The sequence below is a fragment of the Paenibacillus sp. FSL F4-0087 genome, from assembly GCF_038020215.1.
Classification (GTDB): domain Bacteria; phylum Bacillota; class Bacilli; order Paenibacillales; family Paenibacillaceae; genus Paenibacillus; species Paenibacillus taichungensis.
This window is the reverse complement of sequence record NZ_JBBODJ010000001.1, coordinates 4,909,740-4,934,345: the sequence shown is the minus strand read 5'-3', so window position 1 is coordinate 4,934,345 and position 24,606 is coordinate 4,909,740. Positions and strand designations below refer to the sequence as shown.

Sequence of the window (24,606 nt, the reverse complement as noted above, 5' to 3'; positions counted from 1 at the left end):
AAATTCCCTCCCAGTCTGTATTTCCTCTGTAAAACGTCACACCTACTTCACCGGCTATGCTAATCAACAGGTTGTACGCGATGCCGGACAAACTACCTGCTCTATATGTATTCGGACAGGACCCTAATTAGCACCCGATGGCGAATCCTTTCCCTGATGGGCAGAATAAGCTAAAATAAAGGTCAGCGGTCATACACGCAGTTGCAATCCGAGTTTTTGCTATGCAAACGAATACGAATCTGCAACGGGTTCTTTTTTACATATCCCGGTGTTCATTTCAGTTATAGATAGAGAGGACGTTGAAAAAAATGGCATTGGACGGCATCGTAACACGAGCAATCGTACATGAACTGCAAGGCTGCAAGGGCGGACGCATCAGCAAAATACATCAACCTAACGGGCACGATGTTGTACTGACCCTCCGTGCTCAGCGTGGAAATAGCAAATTGCTTATTTCGGCTAGCCCGACTTATCCGCGTGTGCATTTTACCGAAAAGACGTTTATTAACCCTACTGAAGCTCCAATGTTTTGCATGCTGCTGCGCAAACACTGTGAGGGAGCGATCATCGAGGAGATCTGTCAGATTGGCATGGAGCGGATTATTCATATTGACGTGCGTCAACGCGATGAACTGGGTGATGTTTCAGTCAAACGGATCATCATTGAACTGATGGGGCGTCACAGTAATATTGTTTTGGTCGATCCGATAACAGGAACGATTCTGGATGGAATTCATCACGTAACCCCGTCCATCAGTAGTTACCGGGTCATTATGCCTGGATTTTCGTACACCGAACCACCAGAGCAGCATAAAAGCAATCCACTGGAAGTGAGCAGCACTGAATTCCAAGATAGCTACACTGCTGCTGAAGAAGAAGCTTCTCGCTGGCTGGTAAATTCATTCAGCGGTCTTAGTCCCCTGATTGCAGGGGAGATTACCTCTCGGGTTTCTGCTATTAAAGGTGACGATCAGGCTGCAAGTGAAGGTGAGGTTCGAATCGAAGCCGATGCACTTTGGACTGCTTTTGAGTCCGTCATGGGACCAGTAAGAGATAATAGTTATACACCTGTGACCGGGCTGAACGCCAAAGGCAAAATGATTTTCTCGGCCGTTCAGCTTCAGAGCATTCAGGACGCAGAGAAAACCTATGACACGATGAGCAAGTGTATGGAGGATTATTACGGAGACAAGGCCGAGCGGGACACTGTCAAGCAAAGAGTGAGCGATCTGCTTCGTTTTCTGCAAAATGAGCGCAGCAAAAACATCAAAAAGCTCGACAACCTGAACAAGGATCTGCTGGAAGCTGACGATGCGGATAAATTCAGATTATGGGGTGAGCTGCTGTTTGCCTCCCTGCATCAGGTTAGTAAAGGGGACAAAAGTGTGGAGCTTGTGAACTTCTATGATGAAGATCAAGCGAACATTACTATTCAGCTTGACCCATTACTTACACCGTCTGACAACGCTCAACGTTATTTCAAACGATATAACAAATACAAGAACAGTCTGGCTGTTATTCATGAGCAACTTGGAAAAACGAAAGACGAGATTGACTATCTCGACAATCTGCTGCAGCAACTGTCTATCGCATCCATGAACGACATAGAGGAAATTCGCGATGAGCTTGTGCAACAGGGTTATCTTCGTGACCGCAACAAAAAAGGCAAAAAGAAAAAGAAAAACGACCGCCCTACCGTGCATCAGTTTACTTCTTCAGAGGGAATTGAACTTCTCGTAGGTAAAAACAATCTGCAAAATGAGTACGTCACCAACCGTCTGGCTTCTTCCAATGACACTTGGTTGCACACCAAAGACATCCCTGGTTCACATGTCGTCATTCGCAGCACTGACTTTGGCGAAGCAACTCTGGAGGAAGCTGCACAACTCGCGGCTTACTTCAGTCAGGCCAAAGAATCCAGCAGCGTTCCGGTGGATTACACCTTTATCCGACATGTCCGCAAACCAAGTGGCTCCAAACCAGGATTTGTCATTTATGACCACCAGAAGACCCTGTTTGTGACGCCGAACGAAGAGCTGGTTAAAAGTTTGCCATCCACGATCAAAAATGGATAAGATGTTTGCTTCAATCCTGTAAGACAACGTAAAATCCCCCAGAACAATAGACTGTTCGGGGGGATTTTCTTTGTTTCTCAAATAACCATGGACTTAAACTAGTGATTGGATGTGCTTACATGTCCTGGATCACAGCAGCAACCAACGAGCGGGCACAGCAGTTATTTGAACGTCTTGGAGCTGCTCGCGGCACATGGGCGAATTATTCCATCACCTAGCCTAATTATATGCAATCAAAAAGGACATAAAGACATGGCTAGCGACTAACACTCACCCCATCTCTATGTCCTTCTTTATTTCATATTCAATTTTAGCACGATGACAACCGATCTCTTCTCCCCCAGTCTCATGCAACAAATGAAGAGAGTTTCCGAATCAAGACTTCCCGGCTGCAGCCCGGAGTTTATCGAGTACATCAATGGTTACCGTTTTGCTACCTAGATCCCCGTGGAATACTACCCCTTGTCTTACACCATGGTAATCTGAACCACCTGTTTGAATGAGCCCAAATTCCCGTGCCAACTCCGCATATCTGAGCTCCTCTTCTGGTCCATGATCCGAATGAACCACTTCAATACCGTCAGGTTGGGCGTCCACCAGAATACGACGAACCAATTCATCGTCTGCGTATAAACCAGGATGAGCAATAACAGCAGCACCACCTGCATCTTTAATCCACTGGCATGCATCTTCCGGTGCAACTCGGGGAACCGACACATAGCACGGTTGACCTTCAGCCAGATAACGATTGAACGCATCCCTCATATCAGCTGCATAACCTTTTCGTACCAACACATCGGCCATATGAGGTCTACCGATGCTTTCATCTGGTTCCAGTGGTCGGCCAAGGCCATCAATGACCTCCTGCCAACTGATTTCAAGGCCAATCTCCTGCAGTTTGGCGATGATCAGATGATTGCGTTCTTCCCTCGCTTCTCGAAGCCCGCGCAGTCGTTCCAGAAATTTCTGATCTTCTGTATTCACATAATACCCCAGCACATGAATATCCTTGCCACCCGCTCGGGTACTTATCTCTACCCCTGCCACAACGTCAATTCCATACTCACGGCCAGCCCGCTGTGCCTCGGCTACCCCCGCTACAGTATCGTGATCCGTCAGCGCAACCGCAGACAGTCCTCTTTGTTTGGCAAGCTTTACATTCTCGGCAGGTGGCTGCATTCCGTCCGACGCTTGGCTATGCGTATGAAGATCACAACGTCCGTTAGATTGATGCATGAATAACAGCTCCTTCTTATATCAAATGATTAGCTGAACGAATTTTCACATTATATAATCCTCTTATTCCGCTCGTCCTTCTGATGTTGTCTGCTCATGCTGACGTAAATAATTCAGGAAAGCTACTGCCGATAAGGGAAGTAATGAAGATTTCAGATGTATAGCATAGAATTGTCGTTTGAACTCAAGCCCACGAATATCCACGATATGAACCAGTCCAAGAGCTAGTTCATGCTGAACCGACGACGGGGATAACATCGTGATACCCACACCCGCTTCCACGGCGGATTTCACAGCACCTGTACTGCCAAGTTCCATCACCACATTCATGTCCTGCGGATCTATATTTCTCTTCTGCAACTGATCTTCCATCACCTGACGGGTGCCTGAGCCTTTCTCCCGCAGTACAAATGCGTAGCTCAGCACATCTTCCAGCTCTACTTCACCACGATCTGCCAGTGCATGTCCTGCCGGGACAACCAGCTTCAATTCATCCTGCATGACCGGCTCTACAATCATATCCGGGTGGTGAACTGGCGCTTCAATCAGTCCAAAGTTAAGCTGATGTTTTAGGATATCGTCCATAATTTGCGTAGTATTCATCACTTTCATAACGATCGAAATATCCGGGTATTGGCGAGCAAAAGGGCCCAGCATTCGTGGCAACACATACTCACCAATCGTCAAACTTGCCCCGAGCTGCAATCTGCCTTGGAGCATCTGTGTAAACGCAGACATCGCTTCATCTGTTTGTCTGACCAACTCTACACTGCGTTTGGCGTGAGGCAGTAATGTCCGACCCGCCTCGGATAATTCTATTTTCTTGGTAGAACGATGCAGCAGCTTGGTCCCAAAATAATCCTCAAGCGATTGAATCTGCATCGTCACCGCAGGTTGTGTCATATGTAGTGCTTGCGCAGCCGCTGAAAAACTTCCCTTCTCTGCTACGGTATAAAAAATATGCAATTGATGAAAATTCATATCTTCGCCCCTCTTCTGTACGCTTTCCCCATTGTAGCCGATTTCATGAATTCCAACAAAAAAAGCATGCAGCTTGTCTGCATGCGATGTAACCTGAATCTATCAATTCGAAAATATGGATTATTCCAAACTTACTTATGCTTACGACTGTTCTTGACAAGAGTCATTCGTCTTGAATGTCTTAGCCAAGAATAATACGATTTTAAATCCCGCAGTTCAATTGTCTCGGACATTTTTCCCAGAAACGTAACAACAATCATCTTATGAAGCGGATTGCCAGCGATATCATATTCCCCTTCAAGTTCAGAAAATTCAGCAACCACGACCAGATCTTCGTCAATCAGGTAAACATCCTGCTCATTACGGTAGTATGGTGTAATACGGTCCTGCTTCAGACACTCCCACAACCATGCCGCAATATGGTCATCATCATTACGTGCCGGCTCAATACGGTCTGCATACCGCATCTTGGCATGATTGGTAATGACGATGTCGGCCACTTTTTTGTCTCCAAGAGCCACGAAAAAAGGCTCGTACGTGCTCCAACGTTGCATCACCTTATCACGCATGGGAATCACTCTCCACCAGATAGGACTTTCTATCTATTTGTTTACCCAATATATTACAACATAAGTCCCGCAATCTCAAGGCGTAACTTCAGTATTTTTCACAAAATCCAGTTTATGCATAATTCAATAAAAGAGCGGCCCCGAAGGGCCCCTCTGGTTAATCGTTTGGAAATGTACAGTGGCAACAAGTTCACTGTACATTTCCAAACCATTTTGTTATATCCCGTAAAAACTCGTTTTGTCCATCGTTTTGCTAGCATACTCTGTTTTGATCTCATTCCGGTAGGAACGTTCGACCTTGCGCACATAGGAAAGTCTGTTCACATTTTTCATCGTATCTTCAGCCCGCTCTGCATTAACATACATGACGACATAATGCATACGGCGGGAGATGTAATGAACGGTACCATATTTTTCGAGATTACGAGCCGCTTTCAAATCACTGACCCAAATAATGAATCCTGTCCTTTCCGCAAACATCATTTTCCCCGCCTTTCTATAATGGAGACCGGAGCCTTGGAAAGGTCCGGTCTGTCATGAATTTTTTTCTGATCAAATCTTAGCTACAACCACACTTGCCTCCGCTACCGCAGCCGCCCTTCGGATTCGGATCATTGCTCGGTACCTTAATGGTCGTTGACACGGCGAATGCAATCGTCTCCGACATCTGGAACAACATATCGTCCAATGCCTTCTCCGCCTGTTTGAAGCGGGCTACCGCCTCGAAATGTTCCAATTCAAGCTCTAAAGCCTGAACCTGATCTTTTGCGGCGTGATAGTCCGGGTGAAAATGCCCAAAACGCTGGGTTTCTTCGAATAGTTCCTTTTTGGCGTCCAGCTTGCGTATTCCCGCCTGAATTTCAGGGTTCGTCTCCACTTGCTGCTTCCAATATAAATAATCCGATACTTCGGCTGATTGGTTAATCATGTCGCCCAGTTCATATGCGCCCGTTAACACTTGGGCCATATCGACCGTGTTCATTTCCGCTACGCTCATGAAATTCATCCTATCTATATATAAAGTTCTACTTAACGTAGACTACTTCATCATATCATATCCCCGAAAAGTTAAGAAGAGTTTTTCCTGCAAATAGAAATAAAGGGAACAGGCGATCTGCTTTGGCAAAGTCGATCAAGTTTATGCATGGTTCGGAATAATAAGGCGAATCTGGTTCCATTCGTTAGGCGAAAAAGTACGACGTTCTGCGGGATCTGTTCCACCATCAGATATGTACCAGCCCGTTAGTGTCCAATCTTCATGACCCTGAATCTGATCGGGGATAACATAAACGATATTGCTGTCCAGCTTCAGACCCAGTTTTGTCTGCCATTCAATGGCTTTTGCAGCAATCTGACGAGCGGTAGACACATGATACCCTCGCCACTCATTATGCCACATCTCCGGGATCTCTTCGTATCCGGGATACAGACCCGATTGTTCCGTAATGGAATGATCCTGTTCATACGTGTGAAGTTTGGAGTCGTCTTGAATGAGCCCAACTCTTCCACGAATATAAAAGAGTTCCTTCGGTACCTTAAGTTCGTCTTTGAACTCATTTGCTCCGACAATGGATTCATCTGCAATGACTTCCGACTCTGTGCGGTTCAACTTCTCAAGTAATTCACTTCTCGATTCATATATCCATGTATCCTTTTTCTTGACTTCATCCGTTGCTTCATCCTGATCAACGTTCTGTCCAGCATCCATGTGAGGTCTCACTGCCTCCTGTCCCCACTGCTGGATTGCTAGCTCCACATGCTCAGGTACTCCCGAGCCAGCATAGCGTTTAAGGAAGTTTATCATTACATCCGCTGTAAGACCGATCTTGGATGCTACAACGATTCGTTCCTTCGTAATCCGATATATGGACATTCGATCACGACTCATAAGTTCTGCACCAATGTCCAGATTCCAGCGGATCTTGGGGGTTACATCTGGCGGGACCATAATTTCAAAGTCAGGCTGTACAAAAATGGTATTCTTTTCCCCATGTTCCGCCTCATCATTCGCCAAGTTCAGTAAGATTTCAGGATCAATCTGCCAGCGAAAAAAAAGCTCTCTTGCTACTGACTCACCCACCTCCCCATATCCTAAACCTGCCAGAACATTGAGCCAACCCCGGATATGTTTTAAGAAGTTTAATCTTGAAAAACCTCCACTCTCTCTGCTTTCAATTACATCTTCCTGCCCATCGTGGTCTAAAGTTCCTGCTGGAATACTCAACCATTCATTTCTACGTGAAGCAAACATTAGCAATTGCTGACGAAAATGCTGAAGTTTAGGCTCCGCTATACCGTATCGGTCCATGCATATGCTATAAATTTCTCGGTGCATTGAAGACCACGGCATCGTTAACCAGTGAGAAAGACGGTCAGGTGACACATTCATCCGATTATGCGTCTGTTCAATCAAACCCAGACTGAGCAGCAAATCAATCACAAGGGCTACATGGACCGGGTACACATCTTCATGATCGTAGCGAATACCTAGTTCGGCAAAGTCTTCAGGACCCAGAACTGTCATTCGGCTTAATCGCTGCACTATTTTCTTGTGGATCGTTCCCTTACTTGTTAATGGAAGTCCTCCTTGGGCTTGACCTTCTCTTACCATCCAAGCCAATACATGCAGAAGCTCTGCAGCAATATCTGGCTTAGCCTCTCGAACAATCTTCACGTGTTGGACTTCACTAATGGATATGGACTTAGCTTGTGTCATTTCATCCTGTAATACATGCACTTTCTGCTGAACGAACTGTTCGACCCGTGCCGCATAGGCAATAGTTAACAAAGAAAGTAGTGATTCTGGTATGTAATACAGGCGTTCTCCCCAAGACTTGCGCACAGCTTTGATCCAGCCTTTATGCCGAAGCGCTATAAACGCGGTTACTGCTTCAGCTCTGCTAAGACCATCCATAGCCCACTCTGCTGATGTCAACATGTTGGAAAAGGGTTGTCCGGCAAATTTGCAGAAAATCACACCGAGTACCGTTCTTTCAACGCATGAAAGCTCTTTTAATGATTTTACATCCAGATTACCTTGTGTATGCATTGCTTATCATGCCTTTCCCATTATTTTAAGTAAAGGTGTACACACTTTTTCATTGCAATTCATGAATGATTTTGTACTCATATCCTTGTTCGACCAGGAACATCTGACGACGTAATGCAAACTCCTGTTCCTTACTGTCCTCGGATACCAAGGCATAGAAATAAGCTTTATTTTCTCCGGACTTCGGCCTTAAGATCCGACCCAATCGCTGGGCTTCTTCCTGCCTTGAACCGAAACTTCCGGATATTTCAAGTGCAACAGCAGCATCCGGCAGATCTACGGCAAAATTGGCAACCTTGGATACTACAATTGTTTTGATCTCTCCACGTCGGAACGCTGCAAACCATTTCACTCGTTCTTGTTGGGACATTGTACCCGATATAAGCGGCGCTTCAATTTCCCGGGCAATGCTCTCGAGCTGATCCAAATACTGCCCGATGACAAGCGCTGGCATCCCCTCATGATGGTCCAATATCCGTCTGATCACAGCTAATTTGGCCGGATTTTCGGCTGCAAGGCGAAATTGATGCTTCACCTCTGCTTCTAAATAGTTGGATCGTAGTTCCGGAGTAAACGGGATGCGTATCTCCTGGCACTGTACATTAGCTATCCATCCTTGCTGCTCCAATTCTTTCCATGGCATGTCATATAATTTTGGACCAATTAGTGAAAATACATCCTGTTCACAGCCATCCTCACGCACCAATGTTGCTGTCAATCCCAGTCTTCTCGTAGCCTGAATATCTGCAGTAGCCCGAAATACAGGTGCTGGCAGCAGATGGACCTCATCATAGATGATGAGCCCCCACTGACGTTCACTGAGCAATTTGATATGAGTAAAATCAGCATCTTTCGATTTTCGATGTGTAAGAATTTGATAAGTAGCCACAGTTACAGGTTTAACCTGTTTTTTCTGACCGGAATACTCACCAATTTTTTCACTCGTTATCGTTGTTTTGTCCTGCAATTCCTGAATCCATTGCCGTACGGATGTGGTGTTCGAGGTCAAGATAAGGCATTCACATTGCAAACGTTCCAATACCGCCATCCCAATAACTGTTTTGCCTGCACCGCAAGGGAGAACAAGCAGGCCACTTCCTCCCATGCCTTCGCTACCTTCAAAAGCATCCACAGCATCTCGTTGGTACGGTCGCAACTGGAAGCTGTCCGAACTGTCACTTTGAGTATTCGCTTTCCATTCAAACGGAAGACTTGTTCCTTCTCGATATCCCGCATAATCCAGCACTGGATAACCCAAGCGGGTCAACTCCCGTTTCAGCAATCCTCGTTGCTCACCGCCAAGCAAAAGCTCATGGGGATCGACACGCTCCATCCGAAAAGCCGAGATGGTTTTCATACTGCTTAATTCATCCAGCAATCGTTCGTCTTCGCTCACGAGACGCATTCTCCCATGAACTGCCTCTGGCTTCAATTGCAGCTTCCCATATTGATAGATAATTCTCTGAATATCTTGAATCAGGGCCGCAGGAACATTCCAACGAGACACTGATTCCAGACTTGCTATCACTTGATCAGCACTCCATCCGAGTGCAGCCGCATTCCACAGTGATAATGCAGTAATACGATATGTATGAAAAGCCGCAGGTGTCTTCACCAGTTCCGCATACATCCCTAATTGAGCTCTGGCCTGATCAAATCCGGGATGACCCACTTCAAGCAATACTGTAAAATCACGCTGTACAATACAGGCGCCCGTTTTCTCCATTCCGCTTCCTCCCTAATTTAAAAATGATCTATATGTTTTTCTGAATAACAGGCATCACAAAAAGTCCAGTTCCGGTTTCTTCCGAAATTGAACCTGTATAATACAACAGTTCGACCTTAATTTAAGCTTTATAAAGACCTAACAAAAAAAGCACCCTGCCCATACCTTGGTATGAATAGGATGCCCAACTATAATCAAATCATTCGGCTGTATATCCTTTAGCCATTGCTATAAATAGTTTTACAGCATTTTGCATGGCATCCTCATCAAAGTCAAACTTGGGATGGTGATGCGGATAGATGGCATTCTTCTCCGGGTTGCCTGCTCCGACAAACATAAAGCAGCCAGGAATCTGCTGCAGGTAATAAGCGAAATCTTCAGCTGGCATCAACATCGGTGACTTCTGTACCTGGTCTGCACCAAATACATCTACCGCTTCCTTGAAGAAACGCGCCGTTTCCTGCTCATCATTCACGACTGGAGGATATCCCATAATATAATTCAACTTCGTCTCAGCACCATAGATCTCTCCGGTCTGAGCCACGATCGTATGCACACGTTCCTTCATCATACTGCGTGTCTCTTCATCAAAGGTTCTCACCGTACCCGTCATTTTGCATAACTCGGCGATGATATTCTGTGCTGACCCTGCCTGCATCGTGCCAATTGTCAATACTGCGGGACGCAAAGGATCTACTGAGCGACTGACAACCGTCTGCAATTGCATTACTAGGGCGGAACCTGCCACGAGGCTGTCCACTGTGGATTGCGGCATGCCGCCATGTCCACCTTTTCCTTTGATCTCAATATAAAAGTCATCTGCCGCTGCCATCATCGGCCCCGGAGTACTTGCTGCCACGCCTACAGGAAGCGGGGTCCATAGATGAATACCATAGATGACATCTACCCCTTCCAGTCCTCCGTCTGCAATGACCTTGAGAGCCCCACCTGGAAGCAATTCTTCTGCAGGTTGGAACAAAAAGCGAATCTCACCCTTGATCTCATGTTTATGACGGCTGAAGTACAATGCCGTGCCTAGCAAAATGGATATGTGACCATCATGACCACAGGCATGCATGGCTCCTGCTTGTTGTGATGCATATTCAACGTCCTTCTCGTCCTGGATTGGAAGTGCATCCATATCTGCACGAAGCATTACGACAGGCCCTGGCTCGTCCCCACGAAGACTACCTATAACCCCGTGTCCGCCAACGTGCCGTTTCACTTCAACGCCAAAGCTCTCCAGCATACCCGCTACAAAAGAGGATGTCTTCTCCTCATGAAAGGAAACCTCAGGATTCCGATGAAGATGACGACGCCATTCTACCATGTGGATTTGCAGGTCATTCCACCATATATTATTTGTCATGTCTCTCCATCCTTTCGCTCTCTATACGGGACTTTCATCAAGCCCGAACCTTCCTCTTGAAACCTATTGCTGTATATTGTAGCAGAATTGGAAGAAAACCGATACGAATGACCGCTTGAAAGCTTGCACGGGAAGGGGAAACATACTATCATAAAATAGAGAAAAGAACGAGATTTATACTCTCGGAAGCTTATGAGGAGGATCAGACGCTTATGATTTTTGAGAATACAGGCTTGGATGGCTTGAAGAGCGACTTGGCATACCTGGATGAGAGCGCCGAGAAAGTCGGATTTGTCCGGTGGCAATGGGAATATTATCGTGCTACATATGACTACAAAATTGAAGATGAACAAACCAAATCGGAATACTTTGTACGTATTAATACCCGTGCGATAGATGGCAAACTCGAAAAACCGGATACGGTTCTCGCAGTTGAAGCTGTTTATCTTGGAAAAGCAACCTTTCCACATGGTCTGGATTATGACTCTACCGTACCGCAGCCAGTCGTGAAGCTGGCGGCCCAAAAATTACAGCAGCTTAAAGAACTGCTGGAAGCATAGGCTGGGCCGAACCATGAAACAACAAACGGCCCAAACGAAAACGAAGAGAGGCACGCCGGATTTTCAACTGCTAATCCTCACTTTATTGTTGGTGGGCTTCGGACTGGTGATGGTGTTCAGCTCCAGTTCCAGCATTGCAATTGCAAACAAAAATTTTAACAATGATGCCCTGTTCTTCACGAAAAAACAACTTATGTGGGCGGTTATCGGTTTAGTGGGCATGTTTTTTGCCATGAATATCCGATTTAACAAATACAAAAAACTTTATGCACCATTTTTCTTGCTCACCACGGTACTGCTACTAATTGTATTGGTTGCAGGTAAGAAGGTAAACGGTGCCCGAAGCTGGATTGAAATTATCGGATTCAGTATTCAACCTGCAGAATTCGCCAAAATCGCCATTATTTTGTACCTTGCAGCGCTCATCACCAAAAAAGGAGAACGGTTCAGGGATCTTAGGACAGGATATATTCCCGTGCTGGTCATTGTCGGGTTCATTGCAGGACTGATTATGCTGCAACCGGATTTTGGTACCTGCTTCATTCTGGTTTCTACGTGCGGATTGGTCATTTATGCGGGTGGAGCAAGTATGAAACACATTATGGGTTCCATTTTGCTGGTAGTGTTGGGAGCAGCATTAGCACTCGGAGCGAATGCCCTGTTTTCTTCCATGTCTTCTTCAGATACTGCCAATAGCACTACAGCTACGGAAGCTACACAGAACTACAAAATCGGGCGGATACAGGCATTCCTTGATCCATTATCCGATACGACAGGCGGAAGCCTTAACCTCTATCGCTCCCTTGTTGCCATCGGTGATGGAGGCATCACCGGCTCCGGGATCGGGCAAGGTACGATGAAGCTGCATTATTTGCCAAATGCTTATAATGACTTTATTTTCTCCGTCATTGGGGAAGAGCTTGGCTTTGTTGGAACTGCACTGTTTCTGTTGGTCTACCTATACTTCATCTGGCGAGGCATTATCGTCTCCCTTCGCTGTCCCGATCCATTTGGGACGCTGGTTGGAATTGGTATTATGGGATTAATTGCTATCCAGGCCTTTATCAACATTGGGGGTGTGACCCAGACCATCCCGGTGACAGGGGTTACCCTTCCGTTCATCAGTTATGGCGGCACCTCACTCTTTGTGATGATGGTGGCCATGGGAATTCTGCTTAGCATTTCGCGTACCAATAATTTGGACGTCATCAAGGAAGAGAAAACGAAGTCGGTGACGGTTCAGACATCCCGTACCTCTCCCGCACTTCGTTCACGTGAATCCATTCGTCGAATTCGGTAAATGGGACTGTTCCTACCGGAACAAATCATGTACCCCTTCAATAGAAAAAAGCAACACCAAAAAGGCTGTGCATCCGGTGGGGTGCGCAGCCTTTTTGTGTGTACTCGGTACACTCTGTCTATCTAGATGAAGAACCAGGTCAACATACCGCTGTTCTTCCATCACGGATTGCTCAAGTTTACAGATCGTCGCCTCTGAAAGATACGCCTTCTACCTTTACATTGACTTCAACAACACGTAACCCGGTCATGGTCTCTACCGCTTCTCTTACATTTTGCTGAAGCATGCGGGAAACTTCATGAATCGGTGTCTCGTACAGGACGATGATGCGCAGATCAATGGCTGCTTCCAGCTGGCCGACTTCCACGCCTACGCCTTTCTGTACGTTTTTACCGCTCAGGCGCTTGGCCCAGCCCTCTGACAATCCTCCAGACATTGCGGCAATTCCAGGTGTCTCCATCGCAGCCATTCCGGCAATTTTCGCCACTACGTCATCGGCAATCCGGATGTTTCCGCCCTCTAGTTGAAGTTGTTCTGCCATGCCACATCCTCCTTCACTTCGTTACTCGTATTTTAAATCCTTTCCACCCCAAAAAGCAAATTAAACTCAAAAAGATGCGTTTACAACCTACCACGATTTGGTTATATTGAAATATGAAAATAATCTCATAAGTGTTTAGTCATATCGTTTAAAACAAAATAATACGTTACCGAGGTGTTTGTTGTGAGAAACCGAATTTCATCCATTTTGCTGATTGCCACCTTTGCACTCAGCGCCGTCGCCCACTACTTGAAATGGGATTCGATTCTGCAATTCGTCATTTCAGCCATTTCGGTTATTTTTGTGGCCGGTTTTTTAGGCAAAGCCACCGAAAATGTAGCCCATTATGCTGGACAGCGGTTAGGCGGTTTTTTGAATGCTACATTCGGCAATGCCGCCGAATTGATCATCGCCATTTTCCTCGTCAAAGAAGGATTGTTCGACATGGTTAAGGCCAGTTTGACAGGCTCCATTATCGGTAACCTGCTGCTGGTGCTAGGTCTAAGTATCTTTGCCGGAGGACTCAAGTTCAAAATTCAGAATTATAACGTATCGCTTGCCGGTTTAAATGGCTCCCTGATGATTGTAGCCATCATTGCCCTGTTTATCCCAGCCGTCTTCCTGAATACCCATTCCATCACACAGAAGGATACGAACACACTCAGTCTCATTGTCGCAGGTTTGCTGATCCTTGCCTACATAGCGTGGTTGGTATTCTCCATGGTTACACACAAGAACTATCTCGCAGATGTCACAGTGGATGAAGATGAAGAATTGCCGCATGAACATGCACCCGAGTGGTCCAAGAAAAAATCAATTCTCTATCTCGTTCTTGCGACTGTCATGGTTGCCTTCGTCAGTGAATGGCTCGTTGGTACCCTTGAGGTGTTTACTGAACAATTCGGACTCAGCGAACTGTTCGTCGGTGCGTTCCTCGTAGCCATTATCGGTAACGCCGCAGAGCATAGTGCAGCCATCATGCTTGCCATGAAAAACAAAATCGGTGCCGCCGTGGAGATCGCAGTTGGCAGCAGTTTGCAAATCGCACTCTTCGTTGCTCCTGTACTTGTTTTTGTCAGTTACTTCACTGGCAGAACGATGGACATTGTATTTACAACGATTGAGCTGGTCGCCATAGGCGTAGCCGTATTTATCGCCAAGTCCATCACCCAGGACGGTTCAACGAACTGGTACGAAGGTCTGCTCCTAATGGTTGTGTATGTTATTTTGGGTGTATCGTTCTTCTTGGTATAACAGTACTCCGATCATCCTAATTGATAGTCAAAAAAATTAGCGCGTAAAAGGCAGCCTGGAAATCGCAATTTCCAGACTGCTTTTTTCTTTTCTCCCTCTGCCTGAACCACATCAGACGAGCTGTTCCGATCCAGGCGCACAAAAAAAGCATGCAAACACCTGCATGCCTTCTATTCTGACCCACGCTATTGCAGGCTATTGCTCATTCTTCTTGTTCAAAGCTTCATATAAAATCGCCAGATTCCGCTCAAGCGCGCTTACCAGCTGCTTACCAGCACCTTCTGGAAGAAGCCCTGCACGAACAGCAAAATCGACTTCCTTGGAGAACCCATACATCTGTGTATCCAATACTTCCTCATAGAGAGGGCAGTAGCGGGTAGCCAGATTCTCCATCTGTACTTCAATAAGCTTCTGTATTTTATCTGCATCTTCTTGAAGAAGACTGATCGCTTTCAAGTGCAACTGGTCCTGCAGATCAGATGAAGTCATGCATTTTTCCCCCCTATGTCCCAAAAATCGCGTAAAGACGTTCTACCTCTAATATTAGACGAAATCAGGAGCTAATACAAGAACCTGACCAAAATAACCATAGATCTTGAAGAGCTTTATTCCTGCCTAATCCCCCTATTTTACGGTGGTCTTGCCTTACACCTGAATTATCTCATGCAAAAAAAGCACCTCTGCCATAATAGGCAGAGATGCTTCTTAGTGCCATTACTCGGATGCGATACTTACATTCAGTCCATGTTTGGCAAATACTTCTGACATAGCTGCTTTGGCTTCAGCTGCATCCGGGCCATGAACATGCAGTTCATAGCTGTGCGTGCTGATCAGCGTTGTAAACAGTCCGAGAATACTTTTTACATCGATATACTTGTTCTCTGAATGAAGCACGATTGAAGAAGTAAACTTGCTCGCTGTTTGAGCAATTTCCACTACCGCTGCGTTATTACTCGACATAGGAATCCCTCCGTCTTTTCACTTTTGGTATCATCTATTAATTACCACTACATGATACCGTGAATCCGCTTTCCTAGCAACAGCAAAATACTGTTCCTACTTCAGACGATCCGGATTGAGGCATTCCAGCTCAGGAATAACGAAAATCCCGTCTTTACGGATCAATACATCATCAAAATAAATTTCGCCACCACCGTAGTCTGGACGCTGGATCAACACCAGATCCCAGTGAATGGAGGAACGGTTTCCGTTATCTGTTTCTTCATATGCCTGGCCTGGCGTAAAGTGCAAGCTGCCTGCAATTTTTTCATCAAACAGAATGTCCTTCATTGGGTGCAGGATATGTGGATTAAATCCAATTGCGAATTCTCCGATATGACGAGCGCCCTCATCTGAATTCAGAATTTCATTGATGCGGTCTGTATCGTTGCTTGTTGCTTCAACAATTTTACCGTCTTTAAACGTGAATTTAATATTTTCAAAAGTAATGCCGTTATACAACGTTGGCGCGTTATAACTAATCGTTCCGTTCACGGAATTACGTACAGGGGCACTGTACACTTCGCCATCCGGAATATTTTTTTGGCCAGAACATTTCTCTGCACCGATATCTTTAATGGAGAAGCTCAGGTCTGTTCCCGGTCCAGTGATGCGCACTTTGTCCGTACGTTTCATCAGATTAGCCAATGAATCCTGTGCTTTGTCCATTTTAGCGTAATCCAGATTACATACGTCGAAGTAGAAATTTTCAAACGCTTCTGTGCTTGTATTCGCCAGCTGTGCCATACTTGCATTCGGGTAACGAAGCACAACCCATTTTGTATGTTTTACCCGTTGCTCGCTATGTACCGGATGGGAATAAAGTGAATTGTACATTTTCATTTTCTCTTCCGGTACATCGGACAGATCATTCACATTCTCCCCTGCACGGATGCCAATGTAACAATCCATTTGCTTCATCCGGTTCAGATCGATCTCTGCCCAGGTTTTCACCATTTCTTCTGTCGCATTTTTGAGCATGGCACGCTGTACTGTTTTGTCAGTCAGCTGTACAAAGACGTTACCGCCTTTTTTGCCTACTTCTTCAATAATTGCATTAATCAGATCCCGTTCTGTGCCAATCATCTCAACCAGCACATTCTCGCCGGGCTGTACATCTACAGAGTAGCCCACCAGATTGGCTGCGAGCTTCTGAATTCTTGGGTCCTTCATCTTGTAAACTCCTCCTGTCATCCGCCATCCCCTGAATTGAACAACGGTAAATTACGATACTATTGTAGCACGCTGCAACGATCCCGTCAGCAGGCAGCCCCACAACTTATCTATTCATAGGCCCTGAAGTTTACATCTGTGACAAGAGCTTCTTTATTTCTTTTGCTGTTCATGTCCTTATAGCTCACCTGGCTTTCCGAGGAAAGTCGCAAGGGCAAGCTAGTTTTCCGATCTACGGTTAGATGATACACCGTCTGTACCTCGGCCTGTTTCATCATCTCTTGCATTGATGTTTCCCCTTGCTCCCACACTTTGTTCAAATCCTTCTCCAGTTTCTCCTGACTACCTCCCTTAACCGTAGCAGCCTTGTGCATATACTCCGCCCGAATCGCATTCATCTCGTCGTTAAGCTGCGCGAGTGCCCACGTTTTGGCGTCTTTTGGCGCGAGTTCAATTCGCAGTATTTTTGTTCGACGGCCTGAACCGTACTCGGACTTTATCGTTTTTTCCATACGATCGATACTTTCCATTTGAGCGATAGGATTAAAACGGGACAACGAACCACGCAGGGGCTCATGTTGGGCAGTTAAAGCCATCCACTGTCCTTGTTTTCGTTCAAATGATGCACTGAATCCGCTCGGTTGCCCGTTATTGTTAACAGCAGCGGCATTTACTCCTTTTATTCCCGCTCCGGCAGCAGTCACAGCTCCAGGCAGCCTCGTTTGCAAGGTCAAACGATCATGATTCTCCAGCTTGCCTTCAAATTTAAACTGATTTTCGAACAGCCCGCTGCTTTCGCGTCGTAATCCCGCTTCCCCGTCAAAACTCAGCTTTTCTTTGCCTGCAATTCCGGATAAAGCCAGTGAAAATAATTCCTCGGGGGTTCGATCTCGCTCTAACAATCCACAACCAGGAGCACACAACACAACAATGCTCAGAATCAACAATAGCCCACGTATATACCGACGGTTCAACATGTTCTATTCCACCTTTCCATCAAACTTTCTCCATAGCCTGCCCCTCCCTTATTTGCTTATACTTCCTTCCTTTGGCATCGCCTTATCAAAAAAATAAAGAGAGGACGACTCCGCAATCGGAATAGTCCTCTCTTAACGTGTAACTTCCTGTTCTTCCATGACGATCCGATTTCGACCACCATGCTTCGCATCATACAAGGCCATATCAGCCCGGTAAAATAACGATTCCACACTAACCTTCTCATCCATCCAGTTCCATTCGGCAATACCGCTGGATACGGTCACGGAAGGCCTTGTCTCCTCAGCGACTCTGGTACGAATGATTTCTGCATATTCCAGTGCCTGACGAGCACCAATCTGAGGCATATAAATAGCCAGTTCTTCTCCACCCCATCTGGCACAGATATCCTCAGGCCGGACGGAACTCGTCACAATGTCGCTCACCTGTTTTAATACCTGATCACCTGTTTGGTGCCCAAACGTATCATTCACCTGTTTAAACTGGTCAATATCCACGACAATGAGTGAACCACAGAATTCATGAGCCTGACGTTCATGGATCACACTATCCAGATAATGCCTCACATACAGTCCTGTCAGCATATCCAGGTTAGCCAAACGTCGTACCTCGGCGTGAAGCGTTGCATTGGAGAGAGCAAGTCCAATATGAATGGACAACATCTGCAACAGACGGTAATTGTCATACGAAAAATACTGCTTTTTGGGATGTCCCAGCAAAATGGCACCCTTCACTTCACCATTCACCCGAAGGGGTGAAGCAATCAATGACATAGAACCAGTAAGATCCATGAAGACCGATGACACTCTATCGTATTTCGCATAATTGGATAGAATGAGCGGTTCTTCGGTTTGATACAGTAACCCTGCGATTCCATAATCCATTGGAAACGATTTGCGACCTAACTCATTCACATTGGAAGACATCACTTCAAAGTGATCCGTACTGTCATTCAGTTGAAGAATACAACATGATTCAGCCTGAAAGATGTCCTTTAACTCCTGCTCGGAGAATTGATAGATCTCCATCAGCTGTAGGCTTTTGTTCAAACGTTGTGTCAGATCGTTGATTAGACGAAGTTCCTGGATCAACATATTCGATTGCTCGTGCAGTTTGGCATTTTCAAAGGCAGTTCCTGCTGTATCCGCCATCATCGTAATGAGTTGGAGATCGGAATCTTCCATTAACTCCTCATTCATCTCAATATGAAATACACCATAGATCCCTTGTTTACCTTTTAGAGGAAGGCCAACCTCCAGAATGCGATGTTCACCTTCATCCGATCGAACAACTATGAGCTTGCCCTCCATGAACGATTGTACACAGATGTCTTCTCCCCGTTCATGTACAAGCAACGGTTTGATACGTGGGTTGAGGCTGCTCTGATCCTGAGACATATACAATGTCATACGAGTTGTTGGATATAAGTAGTCAATGCTGTCGAAGACTTCATCCAATATCGCGTCCACATCCATTTTGTCATGCATCCGTTGAACGATTTGGAAGAGAATCGACCTTCGGTGTTCTTCACGTGCCGTTTGTTCATGAGCATGTAATAGATCCGTCATAAATATGTATTCAAATCTTCGGTAAAAGCAGGTACGATAATGCAATGCCTCCGATCGAACAACGGCTTCAGACGTTTCATCTCGATGTTGCTCGTAGGTTACAGCAGTGAAGACAGCAAACATATCCTTATTTGTCCTGGAGAATAAAGGTTCAGCCATTAGATGGTACTCTCCATTTTCAGTGGTTCCACGTAACGACTGGGCCTGTCCCGTTTCAAGGCATTGCATCACAGTCGAATGTACATCGAGCAATGGAGCCCCTTCATTGCCTTGCCCCATACAGATCCCTTCTGTATTCCATACGTTGTATATTATCGATGATCTGTCTGAGTGCGGCCGCCGTTGGGCGTGCCAGTCGGTGTATGCTTGCTGCAGCAGGGTTCCCAAATATGAAAAATCAAAAGGTGTGATGTCCATTTTTTGCATCCAGAATACATGCGCTTCGTGAGGAGCGGCAGAAGATGCGGAATCGCCCGAACTTCGCGAATCCAAGCTGGCTGGTTTACTTCTTAGATGTTCTAACATGTCAGGCGCTCCTTTGCACCGTTTTTGCATCCACTCGGATGCATTAATCTGCAGACGTTATCGCAAACCTGCAAATCCTATGCGATAACCTTAATGTACAAGATCATTTAAAGTTAAGATACAATCTATTTTACTCTCTTTAAAGCATTTTTGCATCCATATTTCAGAAAATTGTCCCATTATTTTGGGCCTAAGGACCTATCGACAAATTTAGACGTTTTTTTGCTTTTATTACACGCTTGACTTTGGTTCTAGTAAACTGTAAAATAAATTGTTGATGAAGACTACTAATGGGTCTTTAAATTTGGGCATTACCGGTTGTGTCACCCTCATTCTTTTTGTTGCTTTCAGGACAGCGGCTGAACTTTTCTGATCGTCTTATGCGTGGCTTAGCCCGCATCAACAAATTGGAGCGCAAACAGAGCCCTATATGAACTTTAACTAAAAAGGAGCTACTTTAAACATGGCACGTTACACTGGTCCTAAATTTAAATTGAGCCGTCGCCTCGGCATTTCCCTGAGCGGAACAGGCAAAGAATTGAAACGTCCTTTCCCTCCAGGTCAGCACGGAGCTAACCAACGGAGAAAAATGAGCAACTACGGTATGCAATTGCAAGAAAAACAAAAACTGCGTCACATGTACGGTTTGGGCGAGAAGCAATTCCGCACTCTCTTTGCTAAAGCGCAAAAAATGCAAGGTATCGCGGGTGAAAACTTCATGTTCTTGCTTGAGAGCCGCCTTGATAACCTCGTATATCGCCTTGGATTCGCTAACTCCCGCGCTGGTTCGCGTCAGTTGGTATCCCACGGTCACGTAACTGTAAACGGCAAAAAAGTTGACATCGCTTCTTACCAAGTAAGCACTGGCGACGTTATCAGCCTGCGTGAAAGAAGCCGCGGTCTTTCTTCCGTTAAGGAAGCTTTGGAAAACCGTTCGCATCTTCCGGCATACGTAGAATTCAACGATACTGCTCTGGAAGGTAAATTTATTCGTTTGCCTGAGCGTTCGGAATTGTCCCAAGACATCGACGAAAAACAAATCGTCGAGTTCTACAACCGTTAATCGTTGGAATTTCATTAAGCTTCACACCAAACAGCTGTCCGAGATTTTCTCGGCAGCTGTTTTTTTTATTTTAAGAGAAACAAAGAACAAAAAAATGGAGTTCATGCCCCTGTATCAAATGTATGGAATGGCCTCCTTCCTATAAATAGTCTATTTTCATCCAAACTCGATTCTCAAGACTTCCACGTTTTACTGAAATTCTCCATGACTTCTCATGATATGTAATTCAATTCCGCATGATATATATCATAAACCAAGAAAGAATGGCAATTTTCGACCATTGCTTGTATTTCTCAGGCATGCAAACCAGCCTTTTTATGCTATAATAAGTGCTGTTAAAAGGAGGAAGACACTGAATGGTTGATGTTAATAAGAAAAAGCCCGATGAACAGCCTGCCCGCAAGCGCAGCTTCGCCCGCAGACTGGGTAGTTTCGTCAAATGGATGGTTGTCCTGGGATTCATGGGGGTACTATTTGTAGGCGGTGCTCTGATGGGATACGTCAGTTCCATTGTGAAAGACGAACCCGTCCGTTCAAGGGCGCTGATTGAACAAAAAGTCAGCGAAAACTCCATCACAGGCTTTGCTTACTTTGCCGACGGCAGCCCAATCGGTCAATTACGAACAGAAGAAGACAGGCGTCCGGTCACCTTTGACCAGATTCCGCAGAACGTTATTGATGCAGTCATTTCGATTGAAGACAATCATTTTTACGAACATAAAGGTGTAGACATGAGCGGAACGCTCCGTGCCGTGAAACAGAAAGTGCTAAAAGAATCTGTTCAAACTGGCGGTAGCACACTGACTCAGCAATTGGCCCGGCGTGTATTCCTCAATCTGGATCGAACCGAGGACCGGAAAGTGAAAGAAATATTACTTTCGCTCCGACTCGAACGTTTCCTGACCAAAGACGAAATTATGACAGCGTATCTGAACAAGGTTCCTTTTGGTAACGGCTCCAGTGGATATAATGTATATGGAGTCAAGGCAGCTGCCAAAGGACTGTTCAATATTAATGATTTGAGCACATTAAACACAGCTCAGGCTGCTTATCTGGCAGGATTGCCTCAGCTCCCCTCCTCTTATTCTGCCTTTAATGGAAAAGGCGACTTTGTTGAGGACAATTTTGAGCGTGCAATCAATCGTCAGCATCTGGTCTTGCGCCGTATGCTGGAACTGGGCAAAATTAATCAATCCGAGTATGACGAAGCTCTTGCTTTTGACATCAAGAGTTCACTCGCACCCAAAACCATCAAAGCTTACAATACTTATCCATACCTTATGATGGAAACAGAGCGTCAAGCTGCACAGATTCTAATGCAACTCAATTCGGATAAAGCTGAAGGCACGGATGCCAAAGCGGATACAGCCAAAGCGGATACAGCCAAAGCGGATACAGATACACCGCAAAAAGAAAGCAGTGTCCTGCTGGAAGAAGCTCAGCAGCAATTGCGTACAGGTGGATATCGTATCTACACGACGATCAACAAGAGTATCTACAAAACGATGCGTACTATTGCCGAAGATGACAGTAATTTCGCTGCTGACGACCCCGTGAAGGGAAAAGAACAGACTGCTGCCATGTTGATTAATCACAAAACAGGCGCCATTCTCGGTATGATTGAAGGCCGTGATTTCCAGGATGAACAGATGAACTATGCAACCCAGATGGTGCGCCAGCCAGGTTCAACTATGAAACCTATTGCTGCTTATCTGCCTGCACTGGATGAAGGACTTGTTCAACCGGCTTCCATTATTGATGATTCACCGATAATTCTGAAGGACGGCCAGACCGGATTCCATATTCCGAAAAATGCCAACAATCGCTACCAGGGACTTGTGACTGCCCGTCGAGCACTCAACTACTCGCTGAATGTTCCTGCGCTGAAGCTGTTCAACGAAGATGTTGGTATCGAAAAATCTTGGGCTTTCGCCAAGAAGTTGGGGATTACCACCATCCAACCGATTGACTACCAAGCCCAGACTGGTGTTCTTGGTGGACTTCAGTATGGTGTTACTGTTGAAGAACTTACCAATGCCTATGGAGCCATTGCCAACAATGGTGTGTACAATGATTCCTATATGATTAGCAAGATTGTTGACTCCAAAGGAAATATCGTATACAAACACGATGCAGAACCTGTTCAAGCTTTCTCAGAACAGACGGCATACCTGATGACAGATATGCTTCGCACCGTTATTACGGAAGGTACAGCCGATAAAGTTCGTGAAAATTACAAGTACTCCAAGAGCGTGCCTATCGTAGGTAAAACGGGTTCAACTCAAAACTACGCCGACGTCTGGTTTGAAGGTTATACGCCGGATGTCACGTTGGGTGTATGGGTTGGATACAAACAGCCGGTAAACACGCTGGAGACAAGATCACAGAAGAAACGTGCACAGCAGCTGTGGACGCAAATCATGAATCAAGTCATCGCTACAGACAAAGAGATGTTCGTAACAGATTCGTTCAAGAAACCATCTGGGATCGAGACACGAACCGTATCCGCTTATAGCGGCAAATTGCCAACATCTCTGACTGACAGATTTGTCACTGATATTTTCAATAGCAAGTTTGTGCCGAAGGATAGCGATGATGGCGTCGCAAAAGCCAAATATATCACTTACAATGGTGTCAACTACATTCCGCGTGATGGAACACCTGGAGATATGACGAAAGAGAAAACGGTCGTTAAGCGCAAGAAACCGATCTCTGATCTCATCAAGGAACTGCAAAGTGCATTCTCACGCATGAGTCGTCACGAATCACTTGCATATTACCTGCCGGAAGATGCCGATGCAGACATGCCGACACAGATCGATCCAAGAACGGATAACGGCAAAGCACCGGATGCACCAGGCAATGTGAGAATTTCCGTTGCTAACGGGAACGCCGTCATTACGTTTAATGCAACACCGGAAAGTGACGTGGTTGGTTATCGCCTGTATCGCTCAGTAAATGGCGCCGGATTCCAGAATCAGGGGCAGGTTGTCCTGACTGGTGAGTCCAGATCATTTACCGCATATGCACAGGGTGGAAACTTTGCGTTCTACGTTACAGCAGTGGATGTAGCGGGTCGTGAGTCTGCTCCTAGCGCAGCAGTTAGCAGTGCGGGAATGGTAGAACCTCCTGCAGATGAAGAAATAAATGAACCGATTAATGTTCCGGGAACAGTCGTTACACCGGAAGACTCTCCGAATGAGAATGCCGCATCTACGGCTCCGGCTACGCCGAGCCAAGTGAGCGTGTCGGCGCTCTCCCAAGGGCTGCGAATTCAGTGGGACTCCAATCCGGAATCGGATGGCGTTCAAAGTTATGCTGTATATTTTAGTGAAACAGGGGCTGCCCCTTACACCAAAATTGGCACAACTTCAGGAACCTCCATGGACTACGGAGTGCCTGCATCCACCAGTGGATGGTTCAAGGTATCCGCCAGCAACAGCATAGGCGAATCTGAGCCGTCCGGAGCCGTTCATTTCCAACCGTAATACAGAGTTATCATAGCTCCACTCTTAACCCCATTCTCGCATTATGAGGATGGGGTTTTGTTATTCACATATACTCCAAAGCAAAAAGCCTGATCCGCAATGAGATACGGATCAGGCTTTGATTTATGGACGAG

The 24,606-nt window shown here is 45.8% G+C and carries 20 protein-coding genes; 6 read left to right on the top strand and 14 right to left on the bottom strand.

Going from position 1 to position 24,606, the window contains the following annotated elements:
• The first annotated feature begins 308 nt into the window (after positions 1 to 308).
• On the top strand, positions 309 to 2,075 hold the full coding sequence (locus MHB84_RS22690) for an Rqc2 family fibronectin-binding protein (protein WP_076288225.1): 1,767 nt from the start codon (positions 309 to 311) through the stop codon (positions 2,073 to 2,075).
• Positions 2,076 to 2,450: 375 nt separating this feature from the next.
• Here MHB84_RS22690 and MHB84_RS22685 read toward each other — a convergent pair whose 3' ends face one another.
• From MHB84_RS22685 to MHB84_RS22650, 8 genes are all read right to left on the bottom strand, one after another.
• Positions 2,451 to 3,311: a PHP domain-containing protein gene (locus MHB84_RS22685; protein WP_076288224.1), complete on the bottom strand. Its 861-nt coding sequence runs from the start codon at positions 3,309 to 3,311 to the stop codon at positions 2,451 to 2,453.
• Positions 3,312 to 3,374: 63 nt separating this feature from the next.
• On the bottom strand, positions 3,375 to 4,292 hold the full coding sequence (locus tag MHB84_RS22680) for a selenium metabolism-associated LysR family transcriptional regulator (RefSeq protein WP_076288223.1): 918 nt from the start codon (positions 4,290 to 4,292) through the stop codon (positions 3,375 to 3,377).
• Between the two features lie 131 nt (positions 4,293 to 4,423).
• Positions 4,424 to 4,861 (bottom strand): hypothetical protein, encoded by a 438-nt coding sequence (locus MHB84_RS22675; RefSeq protein ID WP_063565592.1) that lies wholly within the window; start codon positions 4,859 to 4,861, stop codon positions 4,424 to 4,426.
• Between the two features lie 216 nt (positions 4,862 to 5,077).
• Complete coding sequence (locus MHB84_RS22670; RefSeq protein ID WP_063565591.1) at positions 5,078 to 5,341, bottom strand: YlbG family protein; 264 nt, start codon at positions 5,339 to 5,341, stop codon at positions 5,078 to 5,080.
• A 79-nt stretch (positions 5,342 to 5,420) separates the two neighbouring features.
• Positions 5,421 to 5,858, bottom strand: coding sequence for a YlbF family regulator (locus MHB84_RS22665; protein WP_076288222.1), 438 nt, complete (start codon positions 5,856 to 5,858; stop codon positions 5,421 to 5,423).
• Positions 5,859 to 5,999: 141 nt separating this feature from the next.
• Positions 6,000 to 7,799 (bottom strand): helicase-associated domain-containing protein, encoded by a 1,800-nt coding sequence (locus tag MHB84_RS22660; RefSeq protein WP_341143065.1) that lies wholly within the window; start codon positions 7,797 to 7,799, stop codon positions 6,000 to 6,002.
• 160 nt (positions 7,800 to 7,959) lie between these two features.
• Complete coding sequence (locus MHB84_RS22655; protein ID WP_076288220.1) at positions 7,960 to 9,636, bottom strand: DNA repair helicase XPB; 1,677 nt, start codon at positions 9,634 to 9,636, stop codon at positions 7,960 to 7,962.
• Between the two features lie 199 nt (positions 9,637 to 9,835).
• A complete protein-coding gene (locus MHB84_RS22650; protein ID WP_076288219.1) occupies positions 9,836 to 11,005 on the bottom strand; it encodes a M20 family metallopeptidase in 1,170 nt (389 codons plus the stop codon).
• 212 nt (positions 11,006 to 11,217) lie between these two features.
• Here MHB84_RS22650 and MHB84_RS22645 point away from each other — a divergent pair, with 212 nt between their 5' ends.
• Both MHB84_RS22645 and ftsW read left to right on the top strand, forming a co-directional pair.
• On the top strand, positions 11,218 to 11,565 hold the full coding sequence (locus MHB84_RS22645) for a YugN family protein (protein ID WP_053784292.1): 348 nt from the start codon (positions 11,218 to 11,220) through the stop codon (positions 11,563 to 11,565).
• A gap of 13 nt (positions 11,566 to 11,578) precedes the next feature.
• A complete protein-coding gene (ftsW, locus tag MHB84_RS22640; protein ID WP_076288218.1) occupies positions 11,579 to 12,865 on the top strand; it encodes a putative lipid II flippase FtsW in 1,287 nt (428 codons plus the stop codon).
• Positions 12,866 to 13,043: 178 nt separating this feature from the next.
• Here ftsW and MHB84_RS22635 read toward each other — a convergent pair whose 3' ends face one another.
• Positions 13,044 to 13,406, bottom strand: a complete 363-nt coding sequence (locus tag MHB84_RS22635) for an Asp23/Gls24 family envelope stress response protein (RefSeq protein WP_024631137.1) — start codon at positions 13,404 to 13,406, stop codon at positions 13,044 to 13,046.
• 183 nt (positions 13,407 to 13,589) lie between these two features.
• Here MHB84_RS22635 and cax point away from each other — a divergent pair, with 183 nt between their 5' ends.
• On the top strand, positions 13,590 to 14,660 hold the full coding sequence (cax, locus tag MHB84_RS22630; protein WP_063565584.1) for a calcium/proton exchanger: 1,071 nt from the start codon (positions 13,590 to 13,592) through the stop codon (positions 14,658 to 14,660).
• Positions 14,661 to 14,855: 195 nt separating this feature from the next.
• Here the strand turns inward: cax and MHB84_RS22625 are convergent, their stop codons facing one another.
• The 5 genes from MHB84_RS22625 to MHB84_RS22605 form a co-directional block, all read right to left on the bottom strand.
• Positions 14,856 to 15,149, bottom strand: a complete 294-nt coding sequence (locus MHB84_RS22625) for a YlaN family protein (RefSeq protein ID WP_024631139.1) — start codon at positions 15,147 to 15,149, stop codon at positions 14,856 to 14,858.
• A gap of 225 nt (positions 15,150 to 15,374) precedes the next feature.
• Positions 15,375 to 15,620, bottom strand: a complete 246-nt coding sequence (locus MHB84_RS22620; RefSeq protein WP_024631140.1) for an HPr family phosphocarrier protein — start codon at positions 15,618 to 15,620, stop codon at positions 15,375 to 15,377.
• Positions 15,621 to 15,716: 96 nt separating this feature from the next.
• On the bottom strand, positions 15,717 to 16,832 hold the full coding sequence (locus MHB84_RS22615; protein WP_076288217.1) for an aminopeptidase: 1,116 nt from the start codon (positions 16,830 to 16,832) through the stop codon (positions 15,717 to 15,719).
• Between the two features lie 110 nt (positions 16,833 to 16,942).
• Positions 16,943 to 17,809: a hypothetical protein gene (locus MHB84_RS22610; RefSeq protein WP_076288216.1), complete on the bottom strand. Its 867-nt coding sequence runs from the start codon at positions 17,807 to 17,809 to the stop codon at positions 16,943 to 16,945.
• A 132-nt stretch (positions 17,810 to 17,941) separates the two neighbouring features.
• Entirely contained in the window at positions 17,942 to 19,921 is a 1,980-nt protein-coding gene (locus MHB84_RS22605) for a sensor domain-containing diguanylate cyclase (RefSeq protein WP_076288215.1), read from the bottom strand.
• 463 nt (positions 19,922 to 20,384) lie between these two features.
• Between MHB84_RS22605 and rpsD the strand changes: the two genes are divergently transcribed.
• Both rpsD and MHB84_RS22595 read left to right on the top strand, forming a co-directional pair.
• Positions 20,385 to 20,984: a 30S ribosomal protein S4 gene (gene rpsD / locus MHB84_RS22600; RefSeq protein WP_076288214.1), complete on the top strand. Its 600-nt coding sequence runs from the start codon at positions 20,385 to 20,387 to the stop codon at positions 20,982 to 20,984.
• Between the two features lie 356 nt (positions 20,985 to 21,340).
• Positions 21,341 to 24,472: a transglycosylase domain-containing protein gene (locus MHB84_RS22595; RefSeq protein ID WP_076288213.1), complete on the top strand. Its 3,132-nt coding sequence runs from the start codon at positions 21,341 to 21,343 to the stop codon at positions 24,470 to 24,472.
• Positions 24,473 to 24,606: the final 134 nt, after the last annotated feature.